The organism is Massilia aurea (assembly GCF_024753205.1).
In the GTDB taxonomy this organism is placed as follows: domain Bacteria; phylum Pseudomonadota; class Gammaproteobacteria; order Burkholderiales; family Burkholderiaceae_D; genus Telluria; species Telluria aurea.
Genome location: NZ_JANUGZ010000004.1, coordinates 797,692 through 813,294, shown reverse-complemented (window position 1 = coordinate 813,294; position 15,603 = coordinate 797,692). Strand labels below are relative to the sequence as shown.

General features: G+C 63.2%; 16 protein-coding genes. 9 read left to right on the top strand and 7 right to left on the bottom strand.

What is annotated here, in order from left to right; translation table 11 throughout:
* Positions 1–38 precede the first annotated feature (38 nt).
* On the bottom strand, positions 39–2,804 hold the full coding sequence (locus tag NX775_RS18690; protein WP_258837321.1) for a M16 family metallopeptidase: 2,766 nt from the start codon (positions 2,802–2,804) through the stop codon (positions 39–41).
* 422 nt (positions 2,805–3,226) lie between these two features.
* Between NX775_RS18690 and mepK the strand changes: the two genes are divergently transcribed.
* The 6 genes from mepK to NX775_RS18660 all read left to right on the top strand — a co-directional run bounded on the left by mepK (position 3,227) and on the right by NX775_RS18660 (position 7,125).
* Positions 3,227–3,769 carry a peptidoglycan L,D-endopeptidase MepK gene (gene mepK, locus NX775_RS18685; RefSeq protein ID WP_183553928.1) on the top strand — a complete coding sequence of 181 codons (543 nt, stop codon included), beginning with the start codon at positions 3,227–3,229 and terminating at the stop codon, positions 3,767–3,769.
* Positions 3,770–3,816: 47 nt separating this feature from the next.
* On the top strand, positions 3,817–4,599 hold the full coding sequence (locus NX775_RS18680; protein WP_258837320.1) for a hypothetical protein: 783 nt from the start codon (positions 3,817–3,819) through the stop codon (positions 4,597–4,599).
* Complete coding sequence (locus NX775_RS18675; protein WP_258837319.1) at positions 4,596–4,901, top strand: hypothetical protein; 306 nt, start codon at positions 4,596–4,598, stop codon at positions 4,899–4,901. Before NX775_RS18680 ends, NX775_RS18675 begins: the two co-directional genes overlap by 4 nt.
* Before the next feature lie 100 nt (positions 4,902–5,001).
* On the top strand, positions 5,002–5,970 hold the full coding sequence (locus tag NX775_RS18670; RefSeq protein ID WP_258837318.1) for an IS1595 family transposase: 969 nt from the start codon (positions 5,002–5,004) through the stop codon (positions 5,968–5,970).
* Between the two features lie 109 nt (positions 5,971–6,079).
* Positions 6,080–6,592, top strand: coding sequence for a ferritin-like domain-containing protein (locus tag NX775_RS18665; RefSeq protein ID WP_258837317.1), 513 nt, complete (start codon positions 6,080–6,082; stop codon positions 6,590–6,592).
* An 89-nt stretch (positions 6,593–6,681) separates the two neighbouring features.
* Positions 6,682–7,125, top strand: a complete 444-nt coding sequence (locus NX775_RS18660; protein ID WP_258837316.1) for a thioesterase family protein — start codon at positions 6,682–6,684, stop codon at positions 7,123–7,125.
* A gap of 59 nt (positions 7,126–7,184) precedes the next feature.
* Here the strand turns inward: NX775_RS18660 and NX775_RS18655 are convergent, their stop codons facing one another.
* A complete protein-coding gene (locus NX775_RS18655; protein WP_258837315.1) occupies positions 7,185–7,679 on the bottom strand; it encodes a DUF3016 domain-containing protein in 495 nt (164 codons plus the stop codon).
* Between the two features lie 166 nt (positions 7,680–7,845).
* On the opposite strand from NX775_RS18655, the gene NX775_RS18650 reads away from it, so the two are divergent.
* Complete coding sequence (locus tag NX775_RS18650) at positions 7,846–8,583, top strand: DNA-formamidopyrimidine glycosylase family protein (RefSeq protein WP_258837314.1); 738 nt, start codon at positions 7,846–7,848, stop codon at positions 8,581–8,583.
* 196 nt (positions 8,584–8,779) lie between these two features.
* Positions 8,780–10,285 carry an HD domain-containing phosphohydrolase gene (locus NX775_RS18645; protein ID WP_258837313.1) on the top strand — a complete coding sequence of 502 codons (1,506 nt, stop codon included), beginning with the start codon at positions 8,780–8,782 and terminating at the stop codon, positions 10,283–10,285.
* A 25-nt stretch (positions 10,286–10,310) separates the two neighbouring features.
* Here the strand turns inward: NX775_RS18645 and NX775_RS18640 are convergent, their stop codons facing one another.
* The 4 genes from NX775_RS18640 to NX775_RS18625 all read right to left on the bottom strand — a co-directional run bounded on the left by NX775_RS18640 (position 10,311) and on the right by NX775_RS18625 (position 14,250).
* The gene (locus NX775_RS18640; protein WP_258837312.1) at positions 10,311–11,255 is read right to left on the bottom strand and encodes a cation diffusion facilitator family transporter; all 945 of its coding nucleotides are present in this window, start codon (positions 11,253–11,255) and stop codon (positions 10,311–10,313) included.
* An 84-nt stretch (positions 11,256–11,339) separates the two neighbouring features.
* Positions 11,340–13,298, bottom strand: a complete 1,959-nt coding sequence (locus NX775_RS18635) for a GAF domain-containing sensor histidine kinase (protein WP_258837311.1) — start codon at positions 13,296–13,298, stop codon at positions 11,340–11,342.
* A gap of 102 nt (positions 13,299–13,400) precedes the next feature.
* Positions 13,401–13,910: a hypothetical protein gene (locus NX775_RS18630; RefSeq protein WP_229424703.1), complete on the bottom strand. Its 510-nt coding sequence runs from the start codon at positions 13,908–13,910 to the stop codon at positions 13,401–13,403.
* Between the two features lie 112 nt (positions 13,911–14,022).
* Positions 14,023–14,250, bottom strand: a complete 228-nt coding sequence (locus NX775_RS18625) for a hypothetical protein (RefSeq protein ID WP_258837310.1) — start codon at positions 14,248–14,250, stop codon at positions 14,023–14,025.
* 216 nt (positions 14,251–14,466) lie between these two features.
* Between NX775_RS18625 and NX775_RS18620 the strand changes: the two genes are divergently transcribed.
* Complete coding sequence (locus tag NX775_RS18620) at positions 14,467–14,844, top strand: hypothetical protein (protein ID WP_258837309.1); 378 nt, start codon at positions 14,467–14,469, stop codon at positions 14,842–14,844.
* Positions 14,845–14,848: 4 nt separating this feature from the next.
* Here NX775_RS18620 and queC read toward each other — a convergent pair whose 3' ends face one another.
* Positions 14,849–15,556, bottom strand: a complete 708-nt coding sequence (gene queC, locus NX775_RS18615; RefSeq protein ID WP_183553952.1) for a 7-cyano-7-deazaguanine synthase QueC — start codon at positions 15,554–15,556, stop codon at positions 14,849–14,851.
* Positions 15,557–15,603 lie beyond the last annotated feature (47 nt).

Here is a 15,603-nt window from a genome sequence, read left to right as displayed (position 1 = left end):
GCGTGCCGGGTGGGCTTTTTTACGTTCGTACCACGTGATTACAACGCCTTGCCATCCGCATCGATGCGGCGCACCTCGCCCAGGTTCAGCGCGCGCACGTCCTTTTCGACCTTGCTCATGTCACCGACGACGACCCACACCAGGCGATCGGTCAGGAAGCTGCGCGTGGCCAGGGTGTTGGCCTGCTCTGGCGTGAGTGCCAGCGCCTTCTCGGTGTAGGTGTTGTAGTAGTCGTCCGGCAAGCCGTATTGCAGGATGGTCGTGTAGGCGCCGCCCAGCTGGCCGGCTGTCTCGAAGCTGCCCGGCAGGCGCAGCGTGCGGTTGTCCTGCGCGAATTTCAGCTCGGGACCGGTGATCTGGCGCTCACCTGCCACGCCCTTGTATTCGCGCACCAGTTCCTTGAGCGCATCGCCGGTCTTGTCGGTCTGCACCGGCGAGATGCTCATGAACGTGCGCTGGCCGACGGCCGGCTGCACCAGGCTGCGCACGCCATACGACCAGTGCTTGTCTTCACGCAGGTTCATGTTGATGCGCGAGCTGAACGTGCCGCCGAACACGTCGTTGACGATTTCCAGCGGCAGCGACTCGGGGCTGTTGCGCGGCGGCGCCAGTTGCGCGCCGACGATCACGCTTTGAAGCGCGCCGGGCCGGTCGACCAGGTACACGAGCGGCTTGGCCGGTGCAGGCACGGTGGCGATCACTTTCTTCGGCACCTCGCCGCCCTTCCAGCCGCCGAACGTTTTCTCGAGCATCGGCGTGATCTCGGCCAGCGTCGTGTCGCCCACGACCAGCAGCGTCGCGTTGTTCGGCTTGAACCAGGTCGCGTGGTAATTGGCCAGGTCGGTTCGGGTCATGCGGCCCACGGCGTCCTCGGTGCCGTTGGCAGTGCGCGCATACACGTGGCCCTGGCCGTACATCAGGGCCGGCACGACGCGCAGCGCAATACCCTGCGGATCGACCTTCTCGCGTGCGATCGCGGCCAGGCGGTCTTTCTGCAGGCGCGCGAATTCGTTCTGCGGGAACGCCGGATTGCGCACCAGGTCCGCGTACAGGCCGAGCGCCTGCGGCAGCGTCGCCTTGAGCGAATTCATGCCGACAAAGGCGCCATCGAGATTGATGCTGGCGCCAAAGGTCGCGCCCAGGCGTTCGAGCTCTTCGCCGATCTCGAGCGACTTTCGCGTGGCCGTGCCTTCTTCGAGCATGCGCAGCGTGAGGCTGGCCACGCCCGGCAAGGCGGCGCTGTCGGCCGCGTAGCCGCTGTCGACCATCATCTGCAGATTGACGACCGGTGCTTCATGACGCTCGGCCAGCACCACCTTCAGGCCGTTGGTCAACGTAATGCGCTGCATTGGCGGCAATTTGAGGGACATCGCCTTGCCGGCGACCGGTTCCTTGCTGCGATCGAGCCCCGTATCGGTGGCGGCCAGGCCGGTCGGGAACGGATCGATCTGCAGCACGTAGTCGCCGTCGCTGAGCCAGTCGTTCATCGCTTTCTTCACCGTGGCCGGCGTGGCGTCCTTGATGCGCTGCAGATAGACCTTGTAGCAGTCCGGATTGCCGGTGAAGGTCTGGCACGAGGCCAGCAGATCGCTCTTGCCGCCGAAGCCGCCAACGCGCTCGATCATGCGCGTGTACTGCGCCAGGATCGTGGTCTTGGCCAGGCGCAGCTCGGCGTCCGTCGGGCCGCTTTTCATCAGCGCGCGCAATTCGTCGTCGGCAGCCTGCTCCATCTTTTTCACGTCGGCGCCGGGACGGGCCGTCAGCGTCAGGTCGAACTGGCCGCCAATCTCGGACGCATCGTCGCTTGCGGTCGCGCTGGTGGCCAGTTGATCCTTGTAGACCAGGCGCTTGTACAGGCGCGACGTCTTGCCGCCGCCCAGCACGCGCGCGCCCAGGTCGAGCAGCGCTTCTTCAGGCGTGTGCGCACCCGGCACGTTCCAGGTGCGGTAGATGCGCGTTTGCGGCACGCGGTCCTGCGCCAGCGTGCGGTGCGTGCCGGTCCGCTTGGCGATCCACGCATCGTGCTTGGCCAGCGGCGGGCCCGGCGGAATCGCGCCGTAGTATTGCTCGACCTTCTTGCGCGCTTCTTCCGGCGAGATATCACCCGACAGCACCAGCACCGTGTTGTTCGGGCCATAGTTCTGCTTGAACCAGTCCTGCACGTCGGTCATCGAGGCCGCGTCGAGGTCGGCCATCTTGCCGATCACGGTCCAGGAATACGGGTGGCCGACCGGATAGGTGTTTTCGACCAGCAGCTCGTAGGCGATGCCATAGGGCTGGTTCTCGCCCTGGCGCTTTTCGTTCTGCACGACGCCGCGCTGGATATCGAGTTTGGTCTTGTCGACCGTTCCCAGCAGGTAACCCATGCGGTCGCTCTCGGCGAACAGCGCATAGTCGAGCATCGAGGTCGGCACGTTCTGGAAGTAATTCGTGCGGTCCTGGCTGGTGGTGCCGTTCAGGTCAGTCGCGCCGACCTGTTCCATCGCATTCAGGTAGGTCTTCTTGAAGTTGTCGCTGCCGCTGAACATCAGGTGTTCGAACAAGTGGGCAAAGCCGGTCTTGCCTGGTTTCTCGTTCTTCGAGCCGACGTGGTACCAGGTATTCACGGCCACCACCGGCGTCTTGCGGTCTTCGTGCACCAGCACGGTCAAGCCGTTCTTCAGCGTGAACTTGGTGTACTTGATGTCCGGGATCGGGATATCGGGCGTGCTGGCAGGGGCAGGCGCGGCCTGCAGCGCAGATGCGCCAAAGATCAGCGCAAGTGCTGTCGCGAGATGGGTGATGCGACGAACGGGAACTGCCATGCTGCGCCTCCTGAATGGGTCGGGAAAGGACCATTCTAGGCACGTTTCAGTTAGTCAACAAACAAAACAGCGTATGCATGTCTCGCAGAGCGACAAACCATGCGGGGCGCATCGCGCGTTACGCATGGAGCATGGAATCGCCAGCGCGCGAGCCTTGTTCGACATGGCCGGTTTTCGGATCGAGCGCCAGGCCCTGCACTTTAGATGACCGTGGCTGTGAATTCTGGCCAGACGGTTGAGCTGCGCTTGGGCCGCGCCGGTCCCAACCGGCTTGCCGGCGTCAGCATACGCAAATCTCTCAAAAACAGTTAAATACTTGACATCGTAGCTGAAATGTCGCGATTTTCTGTACATTGTCTGCACGATTGCGGCAAATGGCGTATCATCGATTGCTCACTGAACCAGCGCAAGGACTCCCTTCAATGATTCAACGCCGTACTATCCTCAAAAGCGGTCTCCTCCTCGCAGCATCCTCCCTCAGCCTTCCCACTCTTGCCAAAAATTCATCGATTGCCACCGGCGATTGCTGTCTGCGTTTCTACAATACGCACACGGGTGAAAAGCTGACGAGCACGTTCTGGGCGCAAGGCGAGTTCATCCCTGATGCGCTGGGCGACATCAACAAGGTGCTGCGCGACCACCGCACCAACAAGATTGCGGACATCGATCCCGAACTGCTGCTGCTGCTCGGCCAGCTCAATGGCAAGCTTGGCAACAGCAAGGAATTGCATATCATTTCGGGCTACCGCGCGCCGGAATCGAATGCGTTCCTGCGTGGCCATGGCAGCGGCGGCGTCGCCAAGCGCAGCCTGCACATGGAAGGCAAGGCCATCGACATCCGCCTGCCAGGCACCGACCTGCGCAATCTGCAAAAGGCGGCCATGTCGCTCCAGGGCGGCGGCGTCGGGTATTACGACAGCTCGCAGTTCGTCCACATGGATACCGGCCGCGTGCGGTATTGGTAAATCCATTGATGCGGCCGTCCATCGTCCGTGTCGTTGCCGGACTGGCCATGAGCGGCCTGTTCATGGCTGCGGCCGCAAGCCTGCCGGCGCATGCCGCCGGCCAGAGCACCGTCACCGTCAAGTCCACCCGTGACCCGGTCGACAAGTCGTACCGCAAAATGATCCGCGGCATGGAGCGCTTCGAGCGCGAGCGCGCCTTCGCGCCGAACGCCTCCCTGCGCTTCCAGTTGCTGCCGCGCCTGCCGAACGTCGACATGCGCGGCATCACGCTGCGCGTGGCGGGCGATACGGTATCGGTGCCCGTCCCTGTCGACGACAACAATTTCTTTGTCCTGCCGCGCAACGCGCAAGCCTTGCAGGAAGACGCTGCCGTGCTTGCCCGTCGCAAGACGGCCAGCATGACCTGGCGCGCGCGCATCGAAACGCCGGGCGTCCCGGCCGGCATGCGCCGCCTGGGTGACCTGCGCCTGGAATGCCGCGTGGGCAAGGAAGCTGGCCTGGTATCGAACAGCTCGCCGCTGTTCGGCTGGATCTCGGATGCGCTCGATTCGCCCGAAGGCGTCTGCACGAGCCCGGATGGCAATTACCTGTTCTTCGCCGAGCGCCCGATCTTCGCGGTCACGCTGCGCGCCGGTGAGCGCATTGAAACGCTGCCGTTTTCGATGCTTTACGCGGGCGGCGACCAGACGCCCGACATGCTGCCGTTCTGCGATTGCCAGGTGCTGCTCGACCGCACCTATTACGTGCCGTTGTGGGATGCCAGCTGGCCGGACGACACGCTCGTGGAATTCACCTACATGGTCGATCCGCCAGCCGGGGTAACGCCATGAGGGCGCCTCTGATCCTGTGCGCTGCGCTGCTGACTGGCTGCGCCACGCAGAATGCCGCGCCGCCCGGCGCGCAAGTGCCGGCCGAGCGGCTGCAACAGACCGTCATCGCCGGCCAGACCACCAAAGCGCAGTTGCTGGCCGCGTTCGGGCCGACGAAAAACGTGCGCTTCGACAGCGGCTTCGAGACCTGGGTCTACCAGTCACCGGCAGGTGCTGGCCAGTTTGCCGAGTTCGTCGTGCTGATCGACCCGGCCGGCGTGGTCGCCAAAACACGTACGCGCGCGCCAGCCCCGGCACCCTGATCGTTTTTGTTAAGGCGCTGTCAACGTTAAATAGAGACTAGCTTTGAACTGACGAGTAGGCCAGTGGTCCAACCCCTGTCCCCAGCGTCAGGAGTCGATCATGAAAGCGCCACGTTTCAAGGGCTGGTTCGCAAAACTGCCTTCGTTGAACCAGCCGCAGTGTCGGCAAGTGCTCGATGCCCTGCATCCTGCAGCCGGGCTCGATCAAGTGGTTGCGCTCATCACTAAGGTCAGAGCGCCAGACCGCTGCTGCCCCAGATGCGGCAACGAGCACTGCTACCGGCATGGTTTCGCCAACGACTTGCAGCGCTACCGTTGCTGTTCCTGCGGCCGCACCTTTAACGACCTCACCGGCACGCCGCTGGCGCGGCTCAGGCACAAAGCCAAATGGCTCGCGTATTCGCAAGTGCTGCTCGATTCACTCCCCGTGCGCACGGGCGCAGATCGGGTCGGCGTACACCGCAACACCGCCTTTCGCTGGCGACACCGCTTCCTGCATTGGGTCAAGCTCGACCGGCCCGCGCTCCTGAATGGCATCGTCGAGGCTGACGAAACATTTCTGCTCGAATCACAAAAAGGTTCGCGCGCGCTCAATCGCCCACCGCGCCGCCGCGGTGGTCGCGCTGCCAAACGGGGCATTTCCGGTGAACTGGACTGCATCCTGGTCGCGCGCGACCGCGAGGGGCGCACCATCGATGCCGTCACTGGCCGCGGTGCGCTCAAGACTGCGCAACTCGAGCGTGACTTGCTACCCAGGCTCGACAGGCAGGCCTTGCTGGTCAGTGACGGCCATCCCGCTTACCGCGCCTTTGCACGCAAGCACAGGATCGCGCACGAGGCAGTCAATGTGCGCGCCGGTGTGCGAGCGAGGCGTCTGGGCAGTCTTGCCATCCATGTGCAGAACGTGAACGCCTACCATCAACGCTTCAAGGCCTGGCTACAGGGCTTTCGTGGCGTGGCATCGCGCTACCTTCCCAACTACCTCGGCTGGCGCTGGGCACTGGATGGAAGGCGAATTATTTCGCCAGAACAATTGCTTCGCATTGCTATCAGCGTCATCAACAGATAACGCTGACTGAGCCTTTGTTAACGAGTGACGCGCAAATGTGTCATACCTAACAAACGGTACCCATCAATTCTGCCATTCTGGTTGCACCTATTCACCAGCGGAGAATTTCATGGCAACTGCAATCGACGACAATCTGAACGACTGGCTACGTGACGCCCATGCAATGGAAGAGCAGGCAGACAAGATGCTCAACGCGCAAGCGGACCGCCTCGAACACTATCCGGAACTGCGCGCACGCATCGTCCAGCACATCGAAGAAACGCGCTGGCAGCGTGGCGTGCTGGACGAGATCCTGGCGCGCCGCGACATCAGCAATTCGGTGGTCAAGGATATCGGCGCCAAGCTGATGGCCTTTGGCCAGGCCGTGGGCGGCATGACCGTCAGCGATGAAGTGGTCAAGGGCGCGATGGCCGGCTACGTGTTCGAGAACCTCGAAATCGCCACCTACACATCCCTGATTGCAGCGGCCAAGGCGGCTGGCGACAGCGCCACTGCCGCTTCGTGCGAACAGATCCTGGTGCAAGAAAAGGCGATGGCGGCCTGGCTGCTGGAGCACCTGCCGCAAGTCACACAGGCCTTCCTGACCCGCTCGGCAACGCCGGGCGTGGAAGCGAAAGTCTAACTCCCGCACCACCCGCGGTCGGGGCGGCGCAGTATGCGTGCGCCGTCCTGTATCCTGTCCATCTATCCCGCCCATCACCAGGATGGCCCATGCCCCGCGTACAACTCGACTTTCCCGCCGACCAGTTCTACTTTTCGACCGTGCTCACGGTGCGGGCCACCGACATCAATGCGGCGAATCATGTCGGCAATGAATCGATGATCGCGATGGTGTCCGAGGCCAGATCGCGCTTCCTGTTCGAGTTCGGCGTGCCGGAAACCAGCCTCGATGGCCCTGGCATCATTGTCACCGACCTGGCCACCATCTACCGCGCCGAAGCGTATCGCCGCGACGAACTGCTGTTCGACGTGGGCGTCATGGACTTCAACAAGTATGGCGGCGACCTGATCTACCGTGTCACGCGGCCGCGCGACGAAAAGCTGATCGCCATGGCCAAGACCGGGTTTGTGTTCTACGACTACAAGGCGGGCCGGGTATGCCCGATGCCGGACGACTTTCACGCCAGGTTCGAGCGTGTCAACCGGGTCGATTAGGTCACAACAAAACGGCGCCCCGCAGGGCGCCGTTTTTTTACATGCGCGATAAAAATGGCTCAACCGCCGCGCTTCTTGCCGATGATCGTTTCGTCGAACCACTCGTCGATCATGCGCTTCTCGGCGCGCAGGCTGTCAGAGTCGCTGAAGCGGCCGATGCGCTGCATGTAGTTCATGTCGGCCAGGCGTGCATCGCCGCCCTTGAGCACCTGCCCGTTTTGCGTCAGCGAATAACGCAGGTTGATGATCGGCCAGTCGGCCGTGCCTTTCAGGATGCGCAAGTCGCGCCCGTTGCTGACATTCGGGTACTCGCGCCCGGCCAGGTCGATGTCGGTCACTTCGATCACCAGGTCCTGACCCGCAGGGAGTTTCTCGCCAAGCTTGGTGAAATACGTGCTCAGTTCTTCCAGCACCTGCTTGCGCTCCCATGGGGCAAATGGCAGGTCGGAAAATTTATCGGACTCGATGTAATTGACGGTCACGCCCGCCGAGGCGGCGCCGGCAGACAGTGCGAACAGGCCTGCCAGGGCGGTTTTTATCAATATGGATTTCATTGCTGGAACTCCTTCTCAATGCATCTTGTGTGCGATCTTCGCTTACCAATATACGCCGCTTCGCCCTGCTCTGCTCGTGGCGAAACGTTGGAACTTGTATCCAAATGTTAGGTCCCGAACATGACCAAAAGATGGTGCCATATAAGAATGCATCAAGGAGGCAACCATGCCAGAAGGTCCAACGCTGTACATGCTCAAGGAACAGACGACGCGCTTCGTGGGGCAAACCATCGTGCGCGCCAGCGGCAACCTGAAGACGCTCGATCCGGCACGCCTCGTGGGCCAGCGCATCACCGGACTACATACCTGGGGCAAGCACTTCCTGATCGAGACACCCGACGTCATCCTGCGCGTCCACTTTCTGCTGTTTGGCACCTACCGCGTCGACGAGGACCGCGACAAGCCGCCGCGCCTGTCCATCGGCGTGGAAGACGGCGGCGCCATGAATTTCTATGCCTGCGCGATCCGCGAGATCGACCGCGCCACCTTCGACGCTTATGACTTCAGCGCCGACGTGATGGGCGCGACCTGGGACCCGGTCAAGGCGCGCAAGAAGCTGCGCGCCGCGCCCGATATGCTGGCCTGCGACGCCCTGCTCGATCAGGAGATCTTCTCGGGCGTGGGCAATATCATCAAGAACGAGGTGCTGTTCAGGATTCGGGTCCATCCCCTCTCGACGATGGGCGCGCTTCCCGCACCCAAGCTGCGCGCCCTGGTGGACGAAGCGCGGCAGTACAGCTTCGACTTCCTGGGCTGGAAAAAAGCGTTCACGCTCAAGGAACACTGGCTGGCCCACGCCAAGAAGATCTGCCCGCGCTGCGACATACCGTATTCAAAAGCCAAGCTCGGCACCTCGGACCGGCGCAGCTTCTACTGCGAGCGTTGCCAAAAACGCTATACCTGACGCGTTCTGTCACGTCGCTGCAACATCCTCACTGGCCCATGGGGCCAGTTGTTACATCCCCCTCTCAAAATTTAATATTGCTTCTTGTTAAGGGTCATGCGCCGTACTACAATCGACTTGACTCCGAGCTACTTTTGTTGTGAAAAACATAGTCTGCTCGCTTAACCCTGGCCTCCCCCACGAATCGGAATCGTCCATGTCCTTCTTGTCGTCCGCTGCGCCCAAACTCGCACCCTGGAAAGTCTTGCTGGTGGACGACGAACCCGATATCCACGACATCACCAAGCTGACCCTGACGCGCTTTCGCCTCGACGGCCGTGCGCTCGCCTTCATACACGCCTACAGCGGCGCCGAAGCCAAGGAAATCCTGGCGCGCGAGAAGGACATCGCACTGGTGTTCCTCGACGTGGTGATGGAGCGCGAAGACAGCGGCCTGGAAGTAGCGCGCTGGATGCGCCAGGACCTGGACAACCAGTTCACCCGCATCGTGCTGCGCACCGGTCAGCCGGGTCAGGCGCCGGAAGAACGGGTGATCGTCGACTACGACATCAACGACTACAAGGAAAAGACCGAGCTCGATCGCACCAAGCTATTTACGACGACGTTCGCCGCGCTGCGCGCCTACCGCGACATCATGAAGGTCGAGGAATCGCGCCGCGTCCAGCAAACCTACCGTGAAGGCCTGGAACGCGTGATCGCCGCGTCTGCGCACATCTTCCAGCAACGCAACCTGAAGGACTTCGCCAACGGCCTGTTGCTGCAGGTCGTGGCCCTGCTGCGTCTGGAACAGAGCATGCTGCTGCGCCTGAAGGCGGCCAGCGTGATCACCGGCCAGAGCCAGTACGAAGTGCTGGCCCAGATCGGTGACATGGAGGGCGACGAAATCGGCCCGGAACTGGTGGCGCAGCTGGACGATGCGCGCCACAACCGCATTTCACGCCTGCACGGCGACACCTATGTCGGCTACTTCCCGAACAACAGCGGCAAGGCGTCGCTGCTGGTGCTCAAGGGTGTGGACGAGATCTCGGACATCGATGCGCAAATGCTGGAGGTGTTCTGCTCGGGCGTGGCCATCGCGTTCGACAATATTTTGCTGAACCAGGAAATCACCGATACCCAGGCTGAACTGATCCTGCGCCTGGGCGACGTCGTCGAATCGCGCTCGCACGAGGCCGGCAACCACGTGCGCCGCATGTCCCAGGTCTGCCACATGCTGGCCCAGGCTTCGGGCATGCCCGAAGACGAGACGGCGGTGCTGATGCACGCCGCGCCAATGCACGACATCGGCAAGATCGCCACGCCCGATGCGGTGCTCCTCAAGCCAGGCAAGCTGACTGATGCCGAGTGGACCATCATGAAGCAGCACCCGACCGTGGGGCTGCAGATCCTGGACGGCTCGCAGCGCCCGATCCTGAAGGCAGCGGCGGTGATCGCGCACCAGCACCACGAAAAATTCGATGGCACCGGCTATCCGCAGGGGCTGCGCGGGCAGGACATCCACCCGTACGCGCGCATCGTGGCGGTGGCCGACGTGTTCGACGCCCTGAGCCACGCGCGCTGCTACAAGGAAGCGTGGCCAGCCGCCAAAGTGACCGAGCACCTGCGCGAGGTGGCCGGGCACCACCTCGACCCGACCTATGTCGACCTGTTGATCCGGAATATGGACAAGGCGCTGGCGATCAACGCGCAGTGGCCCGACTGAGCTGCGCTCCCTATGAGCCTATCGATTACTTGAACGCAGCGCGCAGCGCCGACGCATCGAAATAGATTTGACGGATCACCGGATGCTCGGCGGCCACTGCAGTTTCGATGCGGCCGATCGCCGCCTCCACCTTGTCGATCGACAGCCCCCGACGGAACTGAACCGACGCGGCCAGCAGCACTTCTTCTGGTCCCAATTGCATCGTGCGCAGGCTGGCCACGCTGTCCAGCGCCGGCTCGCGCAGGAACAGCGCTTTCAATGCGGCCAGCTCATCATGGTCGATCGCTTCGCCCACGAGCAGGCCGCCGGTCTCGCGCGCCAGCATGAAGGCGGCGCCGATCAAGAGCAGGCCGATCACGATCGAGGCGGCCGGGTCGATGTACGGATTATTGAAATAGTGGCCCAGCGCAATGCCCGCTGCGGCAATTCCAAGGCCCAGCAGCGCGGCGGAATCCTCGATGAAAATCGTGAAGACCGATGCATCCTTGCTCGCACGGACCGCTTGCCACAGCGTCGCACCGGGTTTGCGCGCTGTGTTGAGTTCCTTGCGCGACACGTTCCAGCTATACCCTTCGAACAGGGCAGCCACGCCAAGGACGACGTAGCTCCACATCGGGTCTTCCAGTGGCGGCGGGTTTTGCAATGCATCGACGCCGTGGTAGATCGATAATCCGCCGCCCAGCGAAAACACCGACAGCGCAACGATCAGCGCCCAGAAATACAGCGACTTGCCGTAGCCGAACGGATGCTTGCGGTCGGGCGCGCGGGCGCTGCGGCGTTCGCCCAGCAGCAACAGGAATTCATTGCCGGTGTCGACGGCCGAGTGGATGCCCTCGGCCACCATCGCCGCACTGCCGGTGATGCCGGCGACGATGAATTTGGCCACCGCGATGCCCAGGTTGGCGGCGATTGCCGCATAAATGACTTTTTGCGAGCCCTGGCGTGGCGCGTCTTGCTTGTTTTCGTTCATGGACTCTCCAAATGGGGAGCCCAGCGTAAAGAACCTGCAGCAACGCATCTGTACGGCGACGCACGTGCCCGCTCGATCGTGGCACTAGGCCGCCAGTTTTTCCTTGCGCTGCGAACGGGGAAAACGCAGGTGGTACGTCAGCCCCTGCCCCGGCGCGCTCGTGGCCCGTACGGTCCCGCCCAGCGCGCCGGTCACCAGGTTGTACAGGATGTGCGCGCCCAGGCCGCTGCCGCCGGTGCCGCGCCGCGTGGTAAAGAACGGATCGAACAATTTGTCGAGCGTGGCTGCATCCATCCCCGCCCCATCGTCCGCGTACTCCATGATCACCCAGCCATCGCTGCCGAGCGCGGCGCGCAGCGTGATGTTGCCGGCCTGCTCGTGCTCGAAGCCGTGCACCAGCGAATTCATGACCATATTGGTGAGGATCTGCGACACGGCCCCGGGAAAGCTGTCGAGCAGCAGGTCGGGCGGGCAATCGACCGCGACCTTCACCGGGCGGCCCTTGAGCTTCGGGTGCAGCGACAGGAGCACCTCGTTCAGGTATGCGCCCAGGTTGAAACTGCGGATATCGTCCGACGACTGGTCCACCGCCACCTGCTTGAAGCTGCGCACCAGGTTCGCGGCGCGCTGGGTGTTGGTGGTCATGATGCGCAGCGACTGGTCGACGATGTCGAAGAAGCTCGCCAGGCTCTCTGCCGTCATCTCGCCTGCCGCCAGTTCTTCGCGCGTGAGTTTCAGCTCCTGTACCAGGTGGCTCGTGGCCGTCACGCAGATGCCCAGCGGCGTGTTGATCTCGTGCGCCACGCCGGCCACCAGGCGGCCGAGCGAGGCAAGTTTTTCCTGCCGCACCAGTTCGGACTGCGCCTCCTGCAGCGCGTGCAGCGCGTCGTTCAGCGCCGCGTTCTGCTGCTCGAGGGCTTCCTTGGTCTTGCGGATCCGGCGGTCGGCCTGCATGCGCGCAATCGCCACGGCCACGTGGCTGGCCATGAACGCCAGCAGGTCGAGGTCGGCCTTGCTGTAGACGATCGCCGGGTCGTAGCTCTGCACGACGATCACGCCGTACGGCTGGTCGTTGACCAGCATCGGCGCGCCCATCCAGCTGGCAATATCGGTGCTCCCCATCGGCTCGGCCACGGTGCCGGCGTCAACGAGCGCCCTGAAGCTGGCCACGTCGTGCAGCTGCGCCTGCTTGGTCGACAGGATGTGCGAACACATCGCCTTGCCGAACGGAAAGCGCAGCAGCGGTGGCGCGCTGTCTTTCTGGTCGACGAAGTACGGGATGCTGATCTCTTGCGTGCGCTGGTGGTACAGCCCGATCAGGAAGTTGTCGGCCACCATCAGCTCGCCGATGATGCGGTGCAGGCTGGCGCTGAGCTGGTCGGTGTCGAGCGCCTGCGCCGACAGGTCGGCGATCTCGTACAGCGCGTGCTGGATCTTTTCGGCGCGGCGACGCTCGGCAACCTCGTGCGCCAGCGCGGCCGTGCGCGCCGAGACGGCGCGTTCCAGCCGGTCCATGCTTTGCAGGCCCTGCAGCGCGTTTGAGACATGGTTGGCGATCAGCCCGAACAGCGCAATGTCTTCCTCGCTGTAGGTCTGCTCGGCAGAGTAGCTCTGGATGACGATCGCGCCCAGCGCCTGGTGGTTCTGGTCGAGCAGCGGACAGGCGACGAAATGCTCCGGCGTGCTGCCGTTGCCCCAGCGTCCGGCCGCCTTGCGGTGGCGCTCGTTGAATTCGGCCGCCGTCAGCACCAGCCTCTGGCGGTTGAGCAGCACCCAGGCCGTGGGCGACTGATCGGGCGAGGCGAGCCGGATGCGTTCGAGCGGATCGCGCGCGCCGTCGGCTTCGTCGACAAAATAGGGAAAGCGCACGGTGCCGTCTTCACGGTCGGCCAGCGCCACATAGAAGTTGGCCGCATACATGATGCGGCCCAGCGCGCCGTGTACGGCCCGGATGAATGCGGTGATGTCGCTGCAGCTGGTCGAGAGTTGCCCGATATCGAGCAACATCGACTGCACCGCTTCCAGCCGGTCAAGACGTTCCATACGTTCCCCCACCTGTTCACAGAATGCATCTGATGATGCGCAGAGGAAATAGTAGCAGCTTGGGGCAGGACGCAGCAGCTTGCCGCGCCCGGCTGTGGCTTTTTAGCGCGGCGCGCGGAAGTCGTTCTCGACCCAGGCCTGCGCCGAACTCGGCGTGAGCTTGAAGGTGGGCGCCACGCGCACGCGCGCAACCTGCTCGCCCATCTCGTCGGTGGCGGCCAGCATCGCGTACGGGTCGTCGTCGTCCGGGACGATATCGAGCGTGACCTTCAGTTCGCCCTGCTCGGTGAAGATGTACAGGTTCTTGTGCAGGATCGCGTGCATGTGCTGCTCGTGGCGGCGAATGACTTCGGACGCCGTCTTGATCAGCGTGTTGAAGGCATTGGTGTCGAGCGGCTTCGGGTTCTTCTTGTCGCGGCCCATGGTCCAGGGACCAACCAGCGCCGGTTCGGGCTCGCCATCCTTGTACATTGCCACGGCCCAGCCTTCATCGTCGTCGTTCTTGATCACGCGCGCGGTCCAGCCATTGCCCTGCCACAGCCGGGGTTGCTGCACGGGGCCGGTGTCCTCGCTGCCGTCGTCGCTGTCGGGGTCCAGCATCTGGTCGTTCATGGGTCGGTGTCCTCGGCGCTTGCGCGCCCAAAACCACGATCATAGAGGAAACCGGCCCCATGAAAAAGGCCGCACGCCACTGCCGCGAGCGATTGACTGAAATAGTCGGTAACTAAGCCGGACAATCATCGACGATGCGCGGACAGCGCCACGACGGGCCGGGTGGTGGCATGATCGGCGGGCCAACGGGGATCGGGCGCGGATCGCCGTTGGGCGCCGGCGTATCGCGGTTGAACGGCGTGATGATGATGGGCGGAATGGCCGGTGGCGCCGAGGGCGGATCCTTCGGTCCACCGGACGCGCGGGCCAGGTCGTGGAAGGCGTTGGGCACAGCGTACATGGGGTCCCCCTGAAACAGAGCAGGCTGTCAGTATAGGAAACGCTGCCGTGATTACAAGGTTGGAATTGGCAGCGATTCTGCCCGACCCGGCGCATGCACATTTCATCCCGTTAAACATGCAGCCTGTCGCACGCGAGTGGCAGCGCACGTGCGCCGCGCCTACAGTTTGAGCATGCAAGACCGACACGCTCAACCCAACCATTCACGAGGACTGCCATGAAAAAATACGCCCCCTACGTCATCCTGTTCCTGTTTGCCGCCATGCTGTGGAATCTGTTCGACTGGAGCGGCGACATGACGGTCAATCTCGATGGCGACCAGATCGACGGCCCGCTGGGCTTCCTGCTCGCCACGCTGTTCACGGGTGGCGGCATGCTGCTGGCCGTGTTCATCTCGGTGATCACGGTGGCAGTGCTGGCGGTGGTGTTTGCCGGGGTCGGCGTGATCCTGATCGGCTCGCTGGCGATCGGCGCACTCGTGCTGGCGCTGGCGATGTCGCCGCTGCTGCTGCCGCTGGTGGTTGTCGTGGCGCTCGTGTGGTACGCCATGCGCCGGCCGCGCCCGGTCACGCTGGACAAGGCCGCGGCAGCGTAACAGCCTAGCGCGCCACGTACTGCGCGTAACCCCGCGCACGCAGGGCGCACGCCGGACACGTGCCGCAGCCGTGGCCCCAGGCATGCGCCTCGCCCCGCTCACCCAGGTAGCAGGTGTGCGTATCGAAGCGGATCAGATCGACCAGCGCTGCGCCACCCTCCTGCTCCGCCAGTTCCCAGGTCTGGGCCTTGTCGATCCACATCAGCGGGGTCTCCACCTTGAGCCGTGTGGCCATGCCCAGGTTCAGCGCCACCTGCAGCGCCTTCATCGTGTCGTCGCGGCAATCGGGGTAGCCCGAGAAATCCGTCTCGCACATCCCGCCCACCAGCACGTTCAGTCCGCGCCGATAGGCCACCGTGGCCGCCACCGTCATGAACATCAGGTTGCGGCCCGGGACAAACGTATTCGGCAAACCGTTTTCCTGCATCTCGATCGCGACATTGCTGGTCAAGGCCGTGTCGGAGATTTTGGAAATCAGGGACAGGTCGATCATGTGATCCTCGCCCAGGCGCGTGTCCCAGTCGGGATTGAGCGCGCGCAGCTTGGCCAGCACGCCGGGGCGCACGGCCAGTTCGATCGCATGGCGCTGGCCATAATCGAAGCCGATCGTCTCGACCCGCGCATAGCGCTGCAGCGCCCAGGCCAGGCAAGTGGTGGAGTCTTGGCCGCCGCTGAACAGGACGAGCGCGGTATCGGTAGAGAGGATGGTCATGGTGGTAAAAGAAGGTAAAAAGGCAGGGGTCAACCGTCAATTCTGGC